The organism is Sorangium sp. So ce145, assembly GCF_051525985.1.
In the GTDB taxonomy this organism is placed as follows: domain Bacteria; phylum Myxococcota_A; class Polyangia; order Polyangiales; family Polyangiaceae; genus Sorangium; species Sorangium cellulosum_B.
The window spans coordinates 12332150-12350687 of the sequence record NZ_CP150315.1 but is presented as its reverse complement, the minus strand read 5'-3'; the positions used below and the strand labels follow the sequence as shown (position 1 = coordinate 12350687).

Below are 18538 nucleotides of genomic sequence, written 5' to 3'. Positions count from 1 at the left end.
CACCCGGCGACCGGCCGCGAAAGGCAGCGCGGGGCGCGACGTCGCTCACGATCGCTCTGGCGAGGACGACGAGGGCGCGGCGCCCCCCTCGTCCGCCGCGCCGCGCGAGCGATCCCTTCCGGCCGCGAGCACGGCGACGGCGGCCACGCCGAAGAGGGCGACGAAGAGCCACGGGAGCGGCAAGCTCATGTCGTCCCCGGCGGCCTCACGGCGCAGCGCATCGCGGATCCGCTCGGGGTTGTACGCCACCACGAGCCGCCGGCCGACGTAGGTCGTCGGTAGCCCGCGCGCCTCCATCCGCCCATACAGCGCGACGTCCGCGTCGATGGCGGCCTGGGTCTCGGGCGCGGCGAGGCAAGCCGCGAGCTCCGCGGCGGAGAGGCCGAGCGGCGAGAGGACGGACGCGACGCGCTCGTCCGTGAGCTTGCTGGGCGACGCGCTGTAGAGCAGCGCCGCGGCCTGCTCGCGCTTGTCCTCGGGCGTGCAGACGTAGGCCTTCGCGGCGGGGAGCGCGCCGGGGTGGTTCGGGAGCGGCACCATCTTGCGCACGTGGCGCACCCTGTCGCCGTAGGGCTCCTCGATCTTGCTCAGCTCGGGGTGCAGCCTGCGACAGAAGGGACACTCGAAGTCGGTGAAGGCCACGATCGTGATCTTGCCCGGCTCCTGCAGCGCCGCGAGCTCCGGCGGGAGCGGCGGGATGACCGGGTGGCTGCCCCAGAGGAACGGCAGGCCGATCGCGGCCGCGGCGGCCGCGCCCCACACCGTGACGCCCAGCGGCCCGCCCTGTGCAGCGCGCTCGAACGCCCCGGCCGGCATGCGCCGCGCCTGCCGCGCGACGAGGGCAGACGTGATCGCCGCGGCGAAGGCCGCGAGATCGACCGCGATGCACCACGCGCAGAAGGCGCCGATCACGAAGCTCTGGAGCCCGAGGAGCACCGCGGCGGCGAGGCCGCCGACGGCCGAGGCGGCCGCGATCGCGGCGTGGTGCCAGCGCGCCCGCGCGAGCAGCGAGGCGGTGAGGAGCGCGGTGAAGGCGGCGAGGCCGAGGTTCGGCAGCGGGACGCCGAGGAAGCGGCTGTACGGCGAGATCCTGACGGCGAAGCACCCCGACGTGACGCCGCAGAACGCCGGATCGCCCGCGTTCTGGTACTCGACGACGAGCGCCGCGCTCGCCGCGATGGCGACGAAGAGCGCGAGCCGGAAGAGCGTGACGAAGAACCGGGCGCGCCCAGCCTGCAGCTCGCTCGAGGACGGCGACGCAGGCGCCTCGGGGCTCGCCTGAGGCGCCTCCGCGCGCCCAGGCCGTCCGTCGCGTCCTTCACGTCCTTCACGCCGGTCGCCGGCCGGACGCACCGCGAAGACGTTGCCCCTGCCGGCGAGGGCGACGAGGAGCACCAGCGCGAGGAGCAGGGCGATCGAGTTCAGCAGCATCGGTCGTTGCGGGTGCGTTGCAGGTGGAAGAGGGGTGGGTTCGAGGCATACCGGACCCGGGCGGAGACAGCCAGCGCGAGGAGACTCGTGCTAGTCGAGTTTCATGCGTTCTTCATCTCGCGGAGATCCCCCGACGACCGGCTCCGGCGCGCGCCGCCGGGAGGCCGTGGTCGACCTGCTGTCCTCGTTCAAGCGCGCCCTGCACGCGAACGAGATCGCCGAGCGCCTCGGGGTCGAGCCGAGCCGCTACGCGAAGCTGCAGCGGCTGCTCGAGGAGCTGTCGCTGGAGGGCAGCATCGTCGCGCTCCCGGGGCAGCGCTTCCGCACGAGCCAGAAGCAGGTCGAGGCGCGCGGCGCCGAGCGCGAGGGGACGCTGACGGTGCACCCGCGCGGCTTCGGCTTCGTGGCGCTCGGAGGGGCGGCCGACGACGTCTACATCTCGCCCGAGGCGATGGGCGGCGCGCTCCACGGCGACACCGTCGTCGTGCGCATCTCGACCCGCTCGCGGCGCGGCGTGGAGGGGGAGATCGTCCGGGTCGTCAAGCGGCGCCACGCGCGCGTGGCGGGCGTGCTGCGGCGGCGTGGCAGGAGCGCGTGGCTCGAGCCGGACGACGGGCGCGTCCGCGGACCCATCGTGATCGTGCCGCGCGAGCCGGGCGCGCCGCTCGTTCCGCCCGACGCGGAGGACGGCGCCGCGGCGGTCGTGTCGATCGCCCGCTTCCCGGATCTGGCCGAGGAGAACCCGGAGGGCGTGCTCGAGGCCGTGCTGGGGACGCCCGGCGACCCGAACGTGGAGGTCGCCAAGATCCTGGTCCGCGAGGGCATCGAGGAGGAGCACGCGCCCGAGGCGATCGCCGAGGCCGAGGCGTTCGGGGGCGAGGTGCCGGCCGAGGCGCTCGAGGGGCGCACGGACCTCACCCACCTGCCCATGCCGACGATCGACCCGGAGGACGCGCGCGACCACGACGACGCGGTGTGGGTGATCCGCGAGGAAGACGGCTCGTACCGCGCCTGGATCGCGATCGCCGACGTCTCGCACTACGTGCGGCCGGGCAGCGCGCTCGACCAGGCGGCGCTCGCGCGGGGCAACTCGGTCTACCTGCCCGATCGCGCGATACCGATGCTGCCGCGGGCGCTGTCGTCGAACCTGTGCTCGCTGCTGCCCGGCGTGATCCGCCTCTGCCTGTGCGTCGAGGTCGAGCTCGACGCGACGGCGGCGGTGCGGCGGGCCCGCGTCATCGAGGGGTACATCCGCTCGATCGCGAAGCTCACCTACCCCGGCGTGGCGCGCGCGCTCGGCTTCACCCCCGAGCCGCCGCGCAGCCCCGAGGCCGAGGCGCTCAGGAACGACCTTCAGGTGATGTGGGACCTCGCCCGGCTGCTCCGCGGCAGGCGGATGCGGCGGGGCGCGCTCGACCTCGACCTGCCCGAGGCGAAGGTGGTGCTCGACCCGAAGACGGGCGCGCCCGTCGACGTGCAGAAGCGCAGCCACGACCCCGGCGTGGCGAAGGCCTACCAGCTCATCGAGGAGCTGATGCTCCTCGCGAACGAGACGTGCGCGCAGTTCGTCGTCGACCAGGGCATCCCCACGGTCTTCCGGTACCACGCGCCCCCGGACCAGGCGAAGCTCGAGCGCTTCGCGACGATGTGCGGCGAGCTCGGGCTCGCGTTCGACCCGGAGGACGCGGCCGACCCCAAGCGGCTGTCGGTGTTCCTGAAGAAGCTCGACGCGCACCCGCAGAAGCAGGTGCTGCACATGCTGCTGCTCCGCGCGATGAAGCAGGCGGTGTACGACGTCGCGAACGTGGGCCACTTCGGGCTCGCCTCGAGCGCGTACCTGCACTTCACCTCGCCCATCCGGCGGTACCCGGACATCACGGCGCACCGGGCCATCCGCGCGGTGCTGCGCGGCGAGCGCGTCGACAGGAGCGAGGCGGCCACCGAGCGGCTGCGCGAGGCGGCCATCACGGCGTCGGAGCGCGAGCGAAAGGCGATGGAGGTGGAGCGCGAGGTGGTCGACCTGCACCGCGCGCTGCTCATGCGCTCCCGGCTCGGCGACACCTTCGAGGGCACCGTCACGGGCATCGTGGGAGGGGGCGTCTACGTCAACATCGAGGATCCCTTCGTCGACGTGCTCGTCCGCATGGAGTCGCTCGGCCCGGATCAGTACGAGATCGACGACGAGGGGCTGCGCGTCATCGGCCGCCGCTCGGGGGACCGGATCGCGATCGGCGACGCGATGCTCGTGCAGATCGAGGACGTGGCCATCCTCCGGCGCGCCGTCTATGGCCGGCGCCTCGCCGGCGAACCGACCGCCGATGAGCCGAAGCCGCGCCGGCTGCGGCGCGACGCGGCGGACGCACGGCCCCCCCGTCGTGTCAAGATCAGCAAGAGCACCAAGCCCCTGAAGGGCATGAAGACCAGCAAGCGCACCCAAGGCGGCAAGAGCGCCAAGGTGCGAAAGAAGCAGCGGTAGCAGCGCGCTCAAGGGCTCGAATCCCTGCAGGCTTTGCCGCTCGAACGCACGAGCGCGCAGCACCTTCCCAGCCACGCTCGCTCGAGCGGACAAGCACGAAACCTCGTCGAAATCATCGAGACGACCCGACGCCGACGAGCGAGCGGCTCCTGCATTTCCCTTGCGTCCAGAAAACCACTATGTTCTCAACTAAATCATTCTAGGAGAGAGGTAACCAATGCCCAAGCCGACGTATCCCGCTTACAACGCTGGTGACTTCCTGGTCGATTACGAGGAGAAGGTCTTCGAAGACGTCAAGGCGAAGCCGGGAGAGAAGGCGCTGGTTACCTTTCACACGGTGGCCTTCGAAGGGTCGATCGGCCTCGTCAACGTGCTGACGGCGATCCGCCTGCAACGTAAGGGGTTTGAGACATCCATCCTGCTCTATGGGCCGGGTGTCACCCTGGGGCTCCAGCGCGGCTTCCCCAAGCTCGGCAGCGAGGCGTTCTCCGGGCACCTCGCGGTGAACCAGCAGATCGGCCGGTTCATGGAGGAGGGCGGCAAGGTGTACGCCTGCCGGTTCGCGCTGCAGGCGCTCTACGGCCACGGCGAGCACGCGCTGATCCCGGGCATCAAGCCCATCAGCCCGCTCGACGTGCTCGACATCCAGCTGATCCACCGCCGGGACAACGCGTTCATGGTCCACTCCTGGACGCTCTGATCCGAGCGCGGTCCATGGAGTTCAACCGCAAAGTCCGGGCGGCCGCGGTGCAGGCCAGTCCCGTCCTCGGCAGCCGGGACGGGACGACCGAGCGAGTCGTCGCCGCGATCGCCAGGGCCGCGAAGGAAGGCGCCGAGCTGTGCGTCTTCCCCGAGGCGTTCGTCCCGTATTACCCGTACTTCTCCTTCGTGCTCCCGCCGCCCGCCATGGGGAAGGAGCACATGCGCCTTTACGACGAGGCGGTCACCGTCCCCGGCCCGGTGACGCGGGCCGTGGCGGCCGCCGCGCGCGCGCACGGGGTGGTCGTCGTGCTCGGCGTGAACGAGCGCGATCACGGGACCCTCTACAACGCGCAGCTCGTCTTCGACAGCGACGGCTCCCTGGTGCTCCACCGGCGCAAGATCACGCCGACCTACCATGAGCGCATGATCTGGGGGCAGGGCGACGGCTCGGGGCTCAGGACGGTGGACACCGCGGCCGGGAGGCTCGGCGCGCTGGCCTGCTGGGAGCACTACAACCCGCTCGCGCGGTTCGCGCTCATCGCGCAGCACGAGCAGATCCATTGCAGCCAGTTCCCCGGCTCCCTCGTCGGGCCCATCTTCGCCGAGCAGATGGAGGTGACGATCCGGCACCACGCGCTGGAGTCGGGCTGCTTCGTGGTGAACGCCACGGCCTTCCTGACGCCGGAGCAGGTCCGGGAGGTCGCTCCGAACGAGCAGATCCAGGGCGTGCTGCGCGGCGGGTGCATGACGGCGATCGTGACGCCCGAGGGCGTGCACGCGTGCCCGCCCGTGACCGACGGCGAGGGGATGGCCGTCGCCGAGCTCGATTTCGCCCTGATCACGAAGCGAAAGCGGATGATGGATGCGGCGGGGCACTACGCCCGGCCCGACTTGCTGCGGCTTTGGATGGATACGGCGGAGCGCTCGATAACGCTCGGCGCGGGCAGCCCCAAGGCCTCCTCCCTTGCCCCGGCGGCGGTGGACCATGGATACCCAGACGCTGATCACCGAGCTCCAGTCGTTCGGCCTGAGGCTGGCTGAGGCCCCCGAGGCGGGCGACGCGCCCCCGCCAGAGCCCGCCTCCGGCGAGCCTTCAGGCGAGGACGACGGCCGCCGCGCGGCGTGGACCTCGCGGCGCGGCGGCGCGGGGCCGACCCAGCACGTCGCGGCGACGCTGCGCGGGGCCACGGTGATGATCCCGATCCACACCGACCAGGCGGCGGCGTCGCCGTTCGTCGCGCGGCTCGGGCGCGACGGCGCGGGGACCGTGGAGCGGGACGGCCAGGCGCTCGCGCCCATCGCCCTCGTGAAGACGCCGCGCTTCTACGCCCTCTCGACGAAGGACGGCATCCCCTACCCCAAGATCGCGCTGCTGCACGGGGCGGACGTCCTCGCCTCGACGGTGCTCCAGACGTGCATCCGGTACACGGAGCGCGAGAAGGCCTGCACGTTCTGCGCGATCGGGCAGTCGCTCGCGGCGGGGCGCACCACCGCGAAGAAGACGCCGGAGCAGCTCGGCGAGGTCGCCGAGGCGGCGGCGCGGCTCGACGGGGTGCGGCACGTGACGCTGACGACGGGCACGCCGCGCTCGGCGGATCGCGGCGCGGCGCACCTCGCCGACTGCGCGCGCGGCATCAAGGCGCGCGTCGATCTGCCGGTGCAGGCGCAGTGCGAGCCGCCCGACGATTTCGCCTGGTTCGAGCGGATGCGCGCCGCCGGCGTCGACAGCCTGGGCATGCACCTCGAGGCGGTCGAGGACGAGGTGCGCGCGGCCGCGATGCCGGGCAAGGCCGAGGTGAGCGTGGCCCGCTACTTCGAGGCGTTCGAGGCGGCCGTGCGCGTGTTCGGGCGCGGCCAGGTGTCGACGTACCTCATCGCGGGGCTCGGCGACTCCCTGGCGTCGCTGCTCGACGCGAGCGAGCGGCTCATCGCGCTGGGGGTCTATCCGTTCCTCGTCCCGCTCGTGCCCATCCCCGGGACGCCCGGGGCCGATCGCGCGCCGCCCTCGGGGGACTTCATGCGGGCGCTCTACGAGCACATCGGCCCGCTGCTCGCGCGGGCGGGGCTGCGCTCGACCGACGTGAAGGCGGGCTGCGCCCGCTGCGGCGCCTGCTCGGGGCTCTCGGGCTTCGAGGCAGGAGGCCGGCCCGCGGCGCGGCCGGGGTCCGGCGCGGCATGGACACCAACCTCGGAGAGCTCCGATGACGCCACGTTACAGCTTCGAGCTTGTGCAGAGCAGGGACACGTACCTCGAGTACCTCCGCTTGCGCCGGGCCATCTTCTGCGACGAGCAAGGGCTGTTTAAGACCACCGACGAGGACGACTGGGACGCCTCCGCGTTCCCCATCGCCGCCCTGGAGCACGGGGCGCCCGGGGGCCCGCGGCTCGTCGGCACCGTGCGCATCTACGAGGCGGAGCCCGGCCTCTGGTACGGCGGCCGGCTCGGCGTCGAGCGCGCCCACCGCAAGCAGGGCGTGGTCGGCCGCGGCCTCGTCCACAAGGCGGTCACCACCGCCCACGGCTGGGGGTGCCGCCGGTTCCTCGCGCTCGTCCAGGCGGCCAACGTCCCGTTCTTCGAGGGCATCCACTGGCGCTCCCTCGAAGAGCGATCGCACCGCGAGCGGCCGCACCACCTGATGGAGGCCGACCTCGACAGCTACCCGCCGAGCGACGAGCCCCGCCCGCCGCCCGGGCAGAGGTTCCGCTGATGCTCGGCGGCCTCGCGGCCGAGCTGCGCGGCGCGATCGGCGTCCTCGCGAAGCGGGACGTGCAGATCCCGGCGCGGCACCTGTCCGGCGCGCCGGGCGCGGCCGGCGCGGCGCTCGCGGGCGACGCGGCCGGCTCCGTCGAGCGACCCGCGGCGCTCGGCGACGACTGCGCGGCCATCCCCGACGGAGACGGCTACCTGCTCCTCGCCGCCGAGGGGATCTGGCCCGCGTTCCTCGAAGGGGACCCGCGGTTCGCCGGCTACAGCGCCGTGATGGTCAACGTCAGCGACGTCTACGCGATGGGCGGCCGCCCCATCGCCGTGGTCGACGTCGTCTGGGGGACCTCGGCCGGCGCGCTGGAGCCGGTCTGGGAGGGCATGGTCGCCGCGTCGCGCGCCTACGGCGTGCCGATCGTTGGAGGGCATACGAGCGCGCGCAGCCCGTACAACGCCCTCGCCGTGGCCATCGCGGGCCGGGCGCGGCGGCTCATCACGAGCTTCGCGGCGCGCCCCGGCGACGTGCTCGTCGCGGCGATCGATCTGCGCGGCGAGATGCACGCGGAGCACCCGTTCTGGAACGCCTCGACGGGCGCGGATCCGGCGCGGCTCCGCGGCGACCTCGAGGTCCTGCCGGCCCTCGCCGAGGCGGGCCTGTGCGACGCGGGCAAGGACATCAGCATGGGCGGCGTCGCGGGGACGTTGCTCATGCTCCTGGAGACGTCCGGCGCCGGCGCGGTGCTCGATCTGGAGGCCGTCCCGCGGCCGCGCGACGTCCCGCTCGCGCGCTGGCTGCTCGCGTTCCCGAGCTACGGCTTCCTGCTCAGCGTGCGCCCCGGGGTCGCCGGCGACGTGCTCTCGGCGTTCGCGCGGCGGGGCATCGCGAGCGCGGCGGTCGGCGCCGTCGACGGCTCGCGCAGGCTCACCCTCCAGGCCGCCGGCGAGCGGCGGACGCTCTGGGACCTCTCCGCGGAGCCGCTCACCGGGCTCGCGCGCGAGGGCGCGCGATGAGCGCCCGCACCCCAGCCGGCGCGATGAGCGCCGGCGCCACGAAAGCCTCGGGCGCGCCGCTCTCGGTCGCGCTCCTCACCTACTCGACCAAGCCGCGCGGCGGCGTCGTGCACACGGTCGAGCTCGCGGAGGCGCTCCACGACCTCGGCGTCTCGGTCTGCATCTACGCGCTGAACAAGGACCAGGGCGGCTTCTACCGCGCGCCGCGCTGCCCCTCGGTCCTCGTGCCCGCCGCGCCCCCGCCGGCGGGGATCGACGCGGTCGTGCAGCAGCGCATCGCGGAGTTCGAGGACGGGCTGCGCCGCCTCGGGGCGCGGCACGACGTCTGGCACTCCCAGGATTGCATCAGCGCGAACGCGCTCGCGGCGCTGCGCGCCGAGGGGCGCGTCCCGCATTTCATCCGGACGGTGCACCACCTCGACGACTACGACAGCCCGTACCTGCGCGCCTGCCAGGACCGCTCCGTGCGCGAGGCCGACGCGTGCCTCGTGGTCAGCGAGGCGTGGAGGGAGGCGCTCCGGGCCGAGCACGGCGTCGACGCGGCGATCGTCCCGAACGGCGTGAGCCTGCGCCGCTACACGGCCACGCCCGACGAGCGGGACGCGGCGCTGCGCGCGCGCCTCGGCGCCACCGGATCGCCGCTCTTCGTGACCGTGGGCGGCGTCGAGCCGCGCAAGAACTCGATCGGCCTGCTCAAGGCGTTCCTGTCGGTGCGGAAGCGGCTGCCCGGAGCCCAGCTCATCATCGCCGGCGGAGAGACGCTGTTCGACTACGAACCTTACCAGCGCGAGTTCGAGGCGATCGCGCGCGAAGGCGGCGTATGGCCCTCGCCTTCGGGCGCGTCGCCGCCGCCGCTCGTCCTCGCGGGCGTGCTCCCCGACGCGCTGATCCCGCCGCTCTACCGGCTGGCCGACGCGTTCGTCTTTCCGTCCGTCCGCGAGGGGTTCGGGCTCGTCCTGCTGGAGGCGATGGCCTCGGGGGCTCCGGTGGTGAGCTCTGCGCAACCTCCCTTCACCGAGTTCCTCGCCGACGGCGAGAGCGCGCTGCTCGTCGATCCCTCGAGAACAGACGATCTCGCCGGCGCAATGGAAGCTATCCTGGACGAGGGCGTGAGGCGGCGCCTCCGCGCCGCGGGGCTCGAGACCGCGGCCCGGTACACGTGGGATCGTTCGGCCCGCATCGCGGCCGGCGTGTACCGCGAGTTCCTTGGATCCCGCCAAACGTAGAACAAGCGAGCGACGTATGCCGGAGATGCGCTTCGTTATCGAGTGGCCGAGCGGCGAGCAGCAGGTCTGTTACTCTCCGTCGCTCGTCGTGAAGGAGCACCTCGACGTCGGGGAGAGCTACGATCTCGACGACTTCGTGTCGCGTTGCCGGACGGCGCTCGATATCGCGAGCGAGCGGGTCTTCAAGAAATATGGGTTCCCCTGCAGCCTGGCGCGGGCCGAGGCGGCGCGCATCGCGAGCGCGGCCGCGCGGTTCCACGGCCGGAGCGGGGCCAAGGTCCGGGTCCTCAGGTTCGTCGAGTGACGGAAGGAGCAGGAGATGGTGACGAAGTCGAAGATGGAGCGCCTCCTCAGCGAGCGCCAGTTCCTCGTTTCCGCCGAGCTGACGCCCCCGCGTCACTACGATCTGGAGAAGTTGCTGAAGCACGCCCGAAATATGGCGGGCTGTGTGGATGTGGTGCAGATCAACGATCACCTGCTCTCGCAGGCGCGCTGCGCCAACATGGCAGTCGGCCATTTCGTGAAGCAGGAGGGGCTCGAGCCGGTGCTCCAGTTCTCGCTCCGCCACAAGAACAAGATCGCCCTCCAGGGCGACCTGCTCGGGATGGCGGCGCTCGGGCTCTCGAACATCATCGTCCTCGGCGGCTACCCGTGCGCCATCGGCTCCGATCCCGACGCGAAGGAGGTGAGCGACGTCGACAGCTACGCGGCGATCGAGCTGACCCGCCGGCTGACGCGCGAGGGGAAGCTCTTCAACGGAGACGTCGTCTCGCCGGCGCCCTACTTCCACGTCGGGACCATCGATTTCCCGTGCGCGGAGCAGGCGATCGCCGGGGCGATGGACCGGCTCGCCGCGAAGATCGACGCGGGCGCGAGCTTCATCCAGGTGCAGGCGGTGTTCGAGCTCGCGTCGATGCGCCGCTGGATGGCCGCGGTGGTGGAGCGCGGGCTGCACGAGCGGGCGCACTTCATCGCGGCGATCTTCCCGTTCGCGGGCGTGGATCGGCTGAGCTTCCTGCAGAAGGTGCCGGGCCTCGTGGTCCCCGATCACCTGATCGAGCGCGTCCGCCTGAGCGGCGACGCGGAGGGGGAGAGCTACCGGATCACGCTGGAGCTCATCCGCGGGCTCCGCGACATCCCCGGGCTCTCGGGCATCCACATGCGGTCCATCGGCGCGGAGGACTGGGTGCCCCGGCTGGTCGACGAGGCAGGGCTCCGGCGGTCGGCATGAGCCTCTAGCGCGGGGCTCCGCGCGCCGGACGGGGCCGGTGCCTGGTGCCTGGTGACCAGGCGCTTCGGGCGGCGCGCTCAGGCCTTGCGGGCGATCCAGAGCAGCGCGAGGCCGTTCATCCGGCGCTCGCGGCGGTCGACCTGGAGCCCTGCGCCGCTGAGCTCGCCGCCGAGCTTGTCCTCGGTGTGACGGTAGGTGACCTCCGCCGCGTCGGCCCACGCCAGCATCGCGTGGGCCGTCGACGGGTTGTACCGGTGGCCGCGCAGGTAGCCGGCCATCGCGGCGCGGCTCATCGTGGCCGCGGGCTCGAGCAGCGCCAGGCGGCCGCCCGGGCGGAGGACGCGCACCGCCTCGGCCAGCACCGGGCCCGGCTCGGGCAGGTGCAGGAGCAGGTTCGACGCGGTCACCACGTCGAACGAGGCGTCGGGGAACGGCAGCCGCGTCGCCAGCGCCTCCCGGAACGTCACGTTGTCCAGGCCGAGCGCCTTCGCCCGCTGCGCGGCGCGCTCCACCATCGCCGCCGTCGCGTCGATCCCGATCGACTCGTGGCAGCGGCGACCCATCTCGCGGGTCAGGCGGCCCGTGCCGCAGCCGAGGTCGAGGCACCGCTCCTCGACGCCCGGATCGACCAGCGTGACGAGCTCGTCGATGAGCGTCGCATAAGGGCCCTCCGCCTGCATGCGATCGAAGAAGTCGACGAGCTCGTGGAACGGGGTCGCCTGCTCTCGCGCCGCGTAGCGATCGCGCCACCGCCAGACGTCGTCGAGGGCCTGGTACGTGCCCCGGTAATACAGGAGCGGCGCGCCCGCCTCCCCCCGGCCCGACGCGAGCACGCGACCGACGTAGATGATGTGATCACCCCCGTCGTACGTGTGCTCCACCTTGCAGTCGATGAAGGCCAGCACGTCCTTGAGGATCGGGCTGCCCGACTCGGCCACGTGAGCCTCGGTGAGCACCGCCTGCCGATCGATGTCCGTGCCCTTGCCGGCGAACAGGTCCGAGAACTCCCGCTGCTGCTCCCGCAGGATGTTCACCGCGAAGACCCCGGACGCCTCAATGGCCGCGCTCGTGCGCGACCGCCTGTCCGCGCAGAACAGCACGAGCGGCGGGTCGAGCGAGACCGCGCTGAACGAGTTCACCGTCATCGCCTGCGGCGTGCCGTCCTGCACCGTGGTCACGAGCGTGACCCCGGTCGCGAACTGACCCAGCACCTTCCGGAACTCCGCGGGATCGAAGAGCATGGGGCATAGTACGCGCTCGGCGCCCACCAGGGATCCACGATCTGCGCGGCGCGCGCGCTGGCCCCGCGCGCCGCGATGCGCGCATCCCGCGCCGGCGCCGCGCAGATCACGCGCCGGCGCCGCGCACTGCGGAGCTCACTCGGCGTCGCGCCGCGCCAGGTCCGGCGCGAAGGCCGGTATGCAGAGCGCGAAGTACTCGCTCTCCTCGTCGAACGGGTTGCTGTAGCGGACGCGCTGATCGGGCTCCGTCCAGAGGGCCTGACCGGCGGAGACGTCGACCGTCTCGCCCGCGATCTCGGCGCGCACACGGCCGCGAATCACGAGCGTCAGCTCGCCGAACGAAGGCGTCTGCGCCGGCTCGCTCCAGCCCGGCGGGGCCACCATGTGCGCCAGGCTGAACCCCTCCGTGCCGGTGTTCACGCGGCCGAAGAGCTCCTCGATGAGCTTGCCGCCAGGGACGGGGATCCGGGCCCTGGAGGTGACGAGACGGTAGGGATGCGCCATTGGAGTACCTCGCGATCACATCGCGCGCGTCCGATCATCGGACACGCGGTAGAGCTGCATGAGCAGGTGACGGCCGCCGTACGGCTGCAGGTAGCGGATCGCGCCGGCCTTGCTCGCCATGAAGCGATGGTAGCGCCGCGCCGGCACGGCGATGAGATCGCCGGCGCCGACCCAGATCCGCAGCCAATCGTCGTTCGTGCAACGGATGTCGTAACAGCCCTGTCCCTCCACGAAGAGCCGCACCTCGTCGCCGAGGTGACAGTGCTCATCCGCCTCTCTCGCGCTCTCCGCCTCGTCGCGCGGCTTGCTCCCGTCGCGGCGGACATCCTCGTGCTCCGTCCATCCGCGGTCCGCGACCACGCGCTGCAAGGCGAGCGCAGCTGCGCCCGGGTCGAACGCGCCGCACCGGATCCCTTCCGCCTCGAGCTCCGCCTCGGTGGCCTCGCCCTCGCCGTCAGCTCTCATTCGGATCGCACGCATGCGCACCCCTCCGGAACTGCGCTCATCGAACCCTGCGCGCGCGCGACGTCAAGACGCTAAGAGCGACCCAGCAGCCACAACAGGCCAGCAATGCTGAGCGCCAGCACACCAAGCGCGAGCAGGGCAATGAGCGCCTCTGTGAAGCCCCATCCACTTCCCTGCGCCCCGCGAGACGCCGGAGCCGCTTCAACGGGCTGCGCGAGCGGCGAACTCGTGCTCACCGAGGCAGGCGGAGGCGTCGGCGTGGAATGCGCTGCCTTCGGCTCCTCGAGCGAAGGCGGCTCGAACACCGCGTCTGGACGGAGCGGCTCACACGGGCTTCGCTCGATCTCCGCGAGCGCCTCGGCCGCCGGGTGCTCGAAGATGAGCCGATCGCCCGAGATCGCGAGCACCTGTCCAGGACGCCAGATCGTATCGAACTGAGGCACCGGAGCGCCGTCGAGCGAAGCGCCCGAGCGCGATCCGAGATCTTGAACCGAGAATTGATCGCCCCTGCGGGTAATGGCCAGATGACGGCGAGAGACGTCCGGGTCGTCGAGGACGAGATCGGTGTCCTTGGCGCGCCCGAGGATGTAGGGCCGCGCCGCCTCCTCGATCCGCAACGCGCGGCCGCTGTCGGGGCCCTCGACAACGACCACGCGCGGCGCCGGATCCTCCCCTTGCGCCGCGAGGCCGCGCGCGACGAGCTCGAGGGCGAGCTCCTTGGCGGCGGCCGCCGGGGCGGCCTTCGCGACCGCCGGCTCGATCCGGAGCAGGAGCCACACGCGCCCGATGCGGATGCGGTCGCCGCTCTTCAGGGGCATCGCCGTGCGCAGGGCGATGCGCGTCTTGCCGAGGAACGTGCCGTTCTCGCTGCCCTCGTCGAGCAGCAGGTACGTGGCGCCCCGCTGCCGGATCGACGCGTGCCGGGGGCTCACGCTCGTGTCGGGGAGGCGCACCTCGCAGCCCTCCGCGCGGCCGATGATGACGCGGGGCGCGTCCAGCGTCAGGGAGAGCTCGCCGCCGTCCGCCTTCCCCGCCCCGTCGGGCGCGAGCACCACGATCGTCAACGCCATCGATGCTGCCTGCGCGCGAGGGGGCGGCTCGGCCTCAAATCGCCGCCGTACGACGCATCCGCTCGGTGGCGCTGAGGAGCTGGCGCACCGCCTGGTCCTGCTGCCGCGCCGCCTCCTCGATGCGCTTGCCGGCCTCGACGAGCTGCTCGCCGCCGCGCGTCTGGCTGCGGTGCGAGGCGTTGAGGCTGTTGACCCCGTGCGAGATCTGCTCGATCGCGCTCGTGATCTGGCGACCGCCGCGCGCCTGCTCCTGGCTCGACCGCTCCACGTGCTGCGTGATGGTCCGCATCTTCTCGGCGCTCTTCATGATGAGCTCCGAGCCGCGCGCCTGCTCCGCCGTGGCGGCGGCGATCTGCTGCACCGTCTCGGCGATGCGCCCGATCGCGTCCGTGACCTGCTTCGACCCCTTGGCCTGCTCGACCGTGGCGCGGGCGATCGCGCGCACCATGTTGGTCGACTTCTGCGAGCTCTCGAGGATCTTCTTGAGGGCCCGCTCGGCCTCGTTCGAGACCTCGACGCCGCGGTCGACGTTGTGAGCGCCGCGCTCGACGGCGGCGATCGCGTTCTTCGACTCGGACTGGATGGTCTTGATGAGCTCGGCGATCTCCTTCGTGCTGCCGCCGGCGCGCTCGGCGAGGTCCTTGATCTCGTCGGCGACGACGGCGAAGCCCTTGCCGTGCTCGCCGGCCTGGGCGGCGATGATGGCGGCGTTCAGGGCGAGGAGGTTCGTCTGCTCGGCGACGTCGTCGATGACGGCGAGGATCTGCCCGATCGCCTCGATGCGGAAGCCGAGGTTCGAGATGACCGCCACGGCCTCCTGGCTCGACTCCTTGATGCGGTAGATCTCGCCGATCGTCTTCAGGATCGCCTCGGCGCCCTTCTCGGCGTCGGTCGCCACCTCCTCCGAGAGCCGGGCCGTCTCGTTCGCGTTCGACTGGACCTGGTCGATCGAGACGTCCATCTGGTTCATCGAGGAGCTCGTCTCCTCGGCCGTCAGCGCCAGGGCGTCGACGTTCTTCGCGACCTCGCGGATGGAGTAGGCCATCTCCTCGATCGAGGAGACCGTCTCGCGCACGCTCGACCCGAGCTCGCCGACGTTCTCGGCGACCTCCTCGTTCGTCGCCGTCATCTCGAGGATGCTCGAGCTCGACTCCTCCGCGCTCGACGCGAGCGACTCGACCGACTGCGCGATGTTGGCGAGGGCGGTCGTCATCTCGCGGATGTACACGGTCGCCTGCTCGCTCGCGTGCATGACGCTGCTCACGCCGTCGCTGAGCTTGGGCAGCAGCTCGTCGAGGAGCACGGTGGCCTGCGCCAGCTCCGAGCGGCGCTGCTTGTCGCGCAGCTCCGCCTGGGTGATCCGCTCCGCGATGCCGCTGAGCTCCGCGTAGAGGCGCGAGAGCTCGGGCGACGAGCCCGGCGGGACGCGCACCCGCTCGCCGGCGGTGGCGCGGAGCACGGCGTCCACGAGCGCGTCGACGTCGATGTCGGGGCCGCGCTGCGCGAGATCGTTCACCTTGCGGGTGAGCGTCGAGCACTCCCGCTCGAGGGTGTCGCGCTCCTTCGCGATGCCGTCGCGCTCCCGGCTCAGGTTGTCCCGCTCCCGCTCGAGGGTGTCGCGCTCCTTCGCGATGCCGTCGCGCTCCCGGCTCAGGCCGTCGCGCTCCCTCGCGAGCTTGTCGCGCTCCTCGGCGAGCGCGTGGCGCTCCTCCGCGAGCTCGAGCTGGCGGCCGGCGATCTCGGCGATCTGCTCGTAGGTCTCGGCGACGTCGGCGGGGGCGCCCTCGGGGAGCTTGGGCCGCTTGCCCCGGGCGGCGCCGCGGAGCGCGTCGCGCAGGCCTCCCAGGGGGACGCCGCCCTTGGCCCCGAAGCTCGCGTACACCACCGCCACCGCCGCGGAGACGCCGAACATCATGAACAGCTGGCCCGAGAACTCCGTCAGCGACTTCGACGCGAAACTCAGCCCGAAGCCGATGAGCGCGAGGATTGCGGCGATGGGGATGGAGAGCTGCTTGGCGTTCATTTCGTGCGTTCCAGCGCGGTCGAGCTGCAGCGCGCGCTGGCCGGCGCGCCAAGGGCGACCCCGAAGGACGACCGAGCGTAAGAGGCGAGTGCCCCCCGGTGCAAGGAGAGCGCGCGGCAGAAGCGCGGCGAGCGTGGCGGGCGCGGCACGGGAACCGCAAGCAGGCGAGCCGTGAACCGAGATCTCCTGGGCAGAGGCGCAGGGGACGGGCCCGCGCGGTTGGGGGAAACGCGATGAACTTGGACGATCTCGACCCGATGGCGTATGCACAGAGGTTGCGGCGGAGAAGGAGCCCGCCGCGGGGGCTCGGCACGGGCGCCGATTCCTCTAGGTTCGACCGCACCGACCCTGAACACCGCCGCGGACCGCGGCGGCCGCCCGGCCGTACCGGCGGCCGTGCGGCCGGGCGGGCGTGGCCGTCCCGCCATGTCCCTCGCCGCTCGCCTCCTGCTCGCCTTCGGGCTCGTCGCGATCATCGCGACGGCGTTCGTCGGGCTGACCCTCCGCGAGGCGTCCCGCGAGATCATCGAGGGCGGCTTCGCCGAGCGGATCGACGCGGCGCATGCAGGCGTCCGGCAGCAGCTCGCGTGGGAGGCCGACGCGCTGCGCGACCTCCTGCCGCCGCTCTGCCGGCACGACACGTTCGTCGACAAGGCCCACGTCGAGCTGGAGCGCGCCAAGGGCGACCCGGACGCGATGGACCCGGGGAGCCGCATCGCCCTCGGGCGGCTGGTCCCGAGCCAGGCCAAGGCGCTGCGCCTCGACGAGCTGTCGCTCGTGGCGGGCGACGGGAGCGTCCTGGGGGCCGAGGACGGCGCGCGCATCGGCACGCGCGACAAGCGGCTCGCGGAGCTCATCCAGGCCCCCGGGGGCGCGCCGCGGCTCCGGCCGGCGAAGGCGGGCGGCGAGCCGTCGCTGGAGGTCCACTGCGCCCTGTCGCGCCACGGGGTGACCATCGGCCTCGTGGGGGCGCGGCGGATCGGACCGGTCCTCGCGCGGATCGGCGAGGCGTACCATGTGCGCCTCACGGCGGCGCGGGAGGGGGAGCTCGCCCCTCGGAGCAGCGAGGCGGAGGTCGTGCGCGTCCTGCATTTCGCCGAGATCCCGGGCCTTGACGTCGTCGCGTCCGTTCCGCGCGATCCGCTGAGGCAGGCGCTCGCCCGGCTCGATCGCGCGATCGCGCTGACGGGCGCCACGGTGCTGGCGATCGCCGTCGCGATGGCCGTCGTGCTGGCGCGCAGCCTGTCGCGGCCGCTCGTGGCGCTGGCCCGCGAGACGCGCGAGGTGATGAGCGGCGCGCCGCGGCGCGTGGAGGGGCGCGGGGGGCGGGAGATCGCGGATCTCGCGGCGGCGTTCAACGCGACCATCGACGAGCTCGCGGCGATGCGCAAGCGCCTGGCTGCGACCGAGCGCATCGCCGCGCGGCGCGAGGTCGCGCGCCAGATCGCCCACGAGATCAAGAACCCGCTGGCGCCCATCCGCGCGGCGGTGGAGACGCTGCGCCGGCTCCGTCAGCGCGACGACCCGGCGTTCGACGACTACTTCGCGGAGGCGACGTCGACGGTCCTGAACGAGGTGCACCGGATCGCGAACATCGTGACCGAGTTCACCCAGTTCGCGCGCCTGCCGCCGCCGAACCTCACGCCCATCGATCTCGTCGCGGTCGCGCGCGGGGTGGTCACGCTGCACGCCGCGCCGGCGTCGGGCGAGGCGACCTCTGGCGCGAGGTTGTCCTCCGGTGCGGGCGCCACCTCTGGCACCGGCGCGCCGTCGCCGCGCGTCGAGCTCGTGGCGGATCCGATCCCGGAGGTCTCGGCCGATCGCGATCAGCTGATCCAGGTCCTCACGAACCTGGTCCAGAACGGGCTGGACGCCGCGAGCGCCATCCGGCGCGACCCGCGCGTCTCGGTGACGATCGGCCCGCTGCCGAACGACCGCGTGCGGATCGTGGTGCGCGACAACGGCCCCGGCGTGGCCGAGGACATGGTGCCGCGCCTGTTCGAGCCCTACGCGACCAGCAAGGAGAAGGGGACGGGTCTAGGCCTCGCGATCGCGCAGCGGATCGTGTTCGAGCACGGCGGTGAGATCACCTACCGCAAGGCCAAGAAGGGCGGCGCTGTCTTCGAGATCTGGCTTCCCATCGCGGGCCCTCCCCTCCTGGAGAAGCCGCTGGGCGACACCACGGTGCGCCCGCGCCCTCCGGACGCGCCGCGCTCGTGAGCGATCGCGCTCCCAGGTGAGCCCGATCCCAGGGTGTTCTCCCGCCCCCCGTGCGCCTCCGCCGGGCGACGCCGACGGTCACCCGCTGCGGATCCGGGCCCACCTCGGCGTTTTCGGCTCGGAAGCGTACTCTTGTGTGCGCCTCCGCCGGGCGACGCCGACGCCGACGGTCACCCGCACAGGAGACGGGCCCAGATCGGCGTTTTCGGCGCGGAAGCGTACTCTTGTACGCTG

16 protein-coding genes are annotated in these 18538 nt (G+C 72.4%); 10 read left to right on the top strand and 6 right to left on the bottom strand.

Annotation, left to right across the window (positions count from 1 at the left end):
* Positions 1 to 45: 45 nt before the first annotated feature.
* The gene (locus WMF34_RS45990; protein WP_437991786.1) at positions 46 to 1431 is read right to left on the bottom strand and encodes a vitamin K epoxide reductase family protein; all 1386 of its coding nucleotides are present in this window, start codon (positions 1429 to 1431) and stop codon (positions 46 to 48) included.
* A gap of 103 nt (positions 1432 to 1534) precedes the next feature.
* On the opposite strand from WMF34_RS45990, the gene rnr reads away from it, so the two are divergent.
* From rnr to WMF34_RS45945, 9 genes are all read left to right on the top strand, one after another.
* Positions 1535 to 3907 (top strand): ribonuclease R, encoded by a 2373-nt coding sequence (gene rnr / locus WMF34_RS45985; protein WP_012241615.1) that lies wholly within the window; start codon positions 1535 to 1537, stop codon positions 3905 to 3907.
* 217 nt (positions 3908 to 4124) lie between these two features.
* Positions 4125 to 4607 (top strand): MSMEG_0572/Sll0783 family nitrogen starvation response protein, encoded by a 483-nt coding sequence (locus tag WMF34_RS45980; RefSeq protein ID WP_012241614.1) that lies wholly within the window; start codon positions 4125 to 4127, stop codon positions 4605 to 4607.
* 14 nt (positions 4608 to 4621) lie between these two features.
* Complete coding sequence (locus WMF34_RS45975) at positions 4622 to 5650, top strand: Nit6803 family nitrilase (RefSeq protein WP_012241613.1); 1029 nt, start codon at positions 4622 to 4624, stop codon at positions 5648 to 5650.
* The gene (locus WMF34_RS45970) at positions 5595 to 6914 is read left to right on the top strand and encodes an MSMEG_0568 family radical SAM protein (protein ID WP_437991785.1); all 1320 of its coding nucleotides are present in this window, start codon (positions 5595 to 5597) and stop codon (positions 6912 to 6914) included. Before WMF34_RS45975 ends, WMF34_RS45970 begins: the two co-directional genes overlap by 56 nt.
* Complete coding sequence (locus tag WMF34_RS45965; RefSeq protein ID WP_012241611.1) at positions 6811 to 7317, top strand: MSMEG_0567/Sll0786 family nitrogen starvation N-acetyltransferase; 507 nt, start codon at positions 6811 to 6813, stop codon at positions 7315 to 7317. Before WMF34_RS45970 ends, WMF34_RS45965 begins: the two co-directional genes overlap by 104 nt.
* On the top strand, positions 7317 to 8324 hold the full coding sequence (locus WMF34_RS45960) for a sll0787 family AIR synthase-like protein (protein WP_437991784.1): 1008 nt from the start codon (positions 7317 to 7319) through the stop codon (positions 8322 to 8324). The genes WMF34_RS45965 and WMF34_RS45960 overlap by 1 nt, the downstream gene beginning before the upstream one ends.
* Positions 8321 to 9550 (top strand): MSMEG_0565 family glycosyltransferase, encoded by a 1230-nt coding sequence (locus tag WMF34_RS45955; protein ID WP_437991783.1) that lies wholly within the window; start codon positions 8321 to 8323, stop codon positions 9548 to 9550. Before WMF34_RS45960 ends, WMF34_RS45955 begins: the two co-directional genes overlap by 4 nt.
* A 16-nt stretch (positions 9551 to 9566) precedes the next feature.
* Positions 9567 to 9854 carry an MSMEG_0570 family nitrogen starvation response protein gene (locus tag WMF34_RS45950; protein ID WP_012241608.1) on the top strand — a complete coding sequence of 96 codons (288 nt, stop codon included), beginning with the start codon at positions 9567 to 9569 and terminating at the stop codon, positions 9852 to 9854.
* A gap of 15 nt (positions 9855 to 9869) precedes the next feature.
* On the top strand, positions 9870 to 10781 hold the full coding sequence (locus WMF34_RS45945) for a methylenetetrahydrofolate reductase (protein ID WP_012241607.1): 912 nt from the start codon (positions 9870 to 9872) through the stop codon (positions 10779 to 10781).
* A gap of 77 nt (positions 10782 to 10858) precedes the next feature.
* On the opposite strand, the gene WMF34_RS45940 is transcribed toward WMF34_RS45945, so the two are convergent.
* From WMF34_RS45940 to WMF34_RS45920, 5 genes are all read right to left on the bottom strand, one after another.
* Complete coding sequence (locus WMF34_RS45940; RefSeq protein WP_012241606.1) at positions 10859 to 12022, bottom strand: flavin reductase; 1164 nt, start codon at positions 12020 to 12022, stop codon at positions 10859 to 10861.
* 135 nt (positions 12023 to 12157) lie between these two features.
* Positions 12158 to 12526, bottom strand: a complete 369-nt coding sequence (locus tag WMF34_RS45935) for a cupin domain-containing protein (RefSeq protein ID WP_012241605.1) — start codon at positions 12524 to 12526, stop codon at positions 12158 to 12160.
* A gap of 15 nt (positions 12527 to 12541) precedes the next feature.
* Positions 12542 to 12991 carry a hypothetical protein gene (locus WMF34_RS45930; RefSeq protein WP_437991782.1) on the bottom strand — a complete coding sequence of 150 codons (450 nt, stop codon included), beginning with the start codon at positions 12989 to 12991 and terminating at the stop codon, positions 12542 to 12544.
* Positions 12992 to 13062: 71 nt separating this feature from the next.
* Positions 13063 to 14061, bottom strand: coding sequence for an FHA domain-containing protein (locus WMF34_RS45925; RefSeq protein ID WP_012241603.1), 999 nt, complete (start codon positions 14059 to 14061; stop codon positions 13063 to 13065).
* A 34-nt stretch (positions 14062 to 14095) separates the two neighbouring features.
* Positions 14096 to 16084 (bottom strand): methyl-accepting chemotaxis protein, encoded by a 1989-nt coding sequence (locus tag WMF34_RS45920; RefSeq protein WP_437991781.1) that lies wholly within the window; start codon positions 16082 to 16084, stop codon positions 14096 to 14098.
* Positions 16085 to 16510: 426 nt separating this feature from the next.
* Between WMF34_RS45920 and WMF34_RS45915 the strand changes: the two genes are divergently transcribed.
* On the top strand, positions 16511 to 18304 hold the full coding sequence (locus WMF34_RS45915; RefSeq protein ID WP_437991780.1) for a sensor histidine kinase: 1794 nt from the start codon (positions 16511 to 16513) through the stop codon (positions 18302 to 18304).
* Positions 18305 to 18538: the final 234 nt, after the last annotated feature.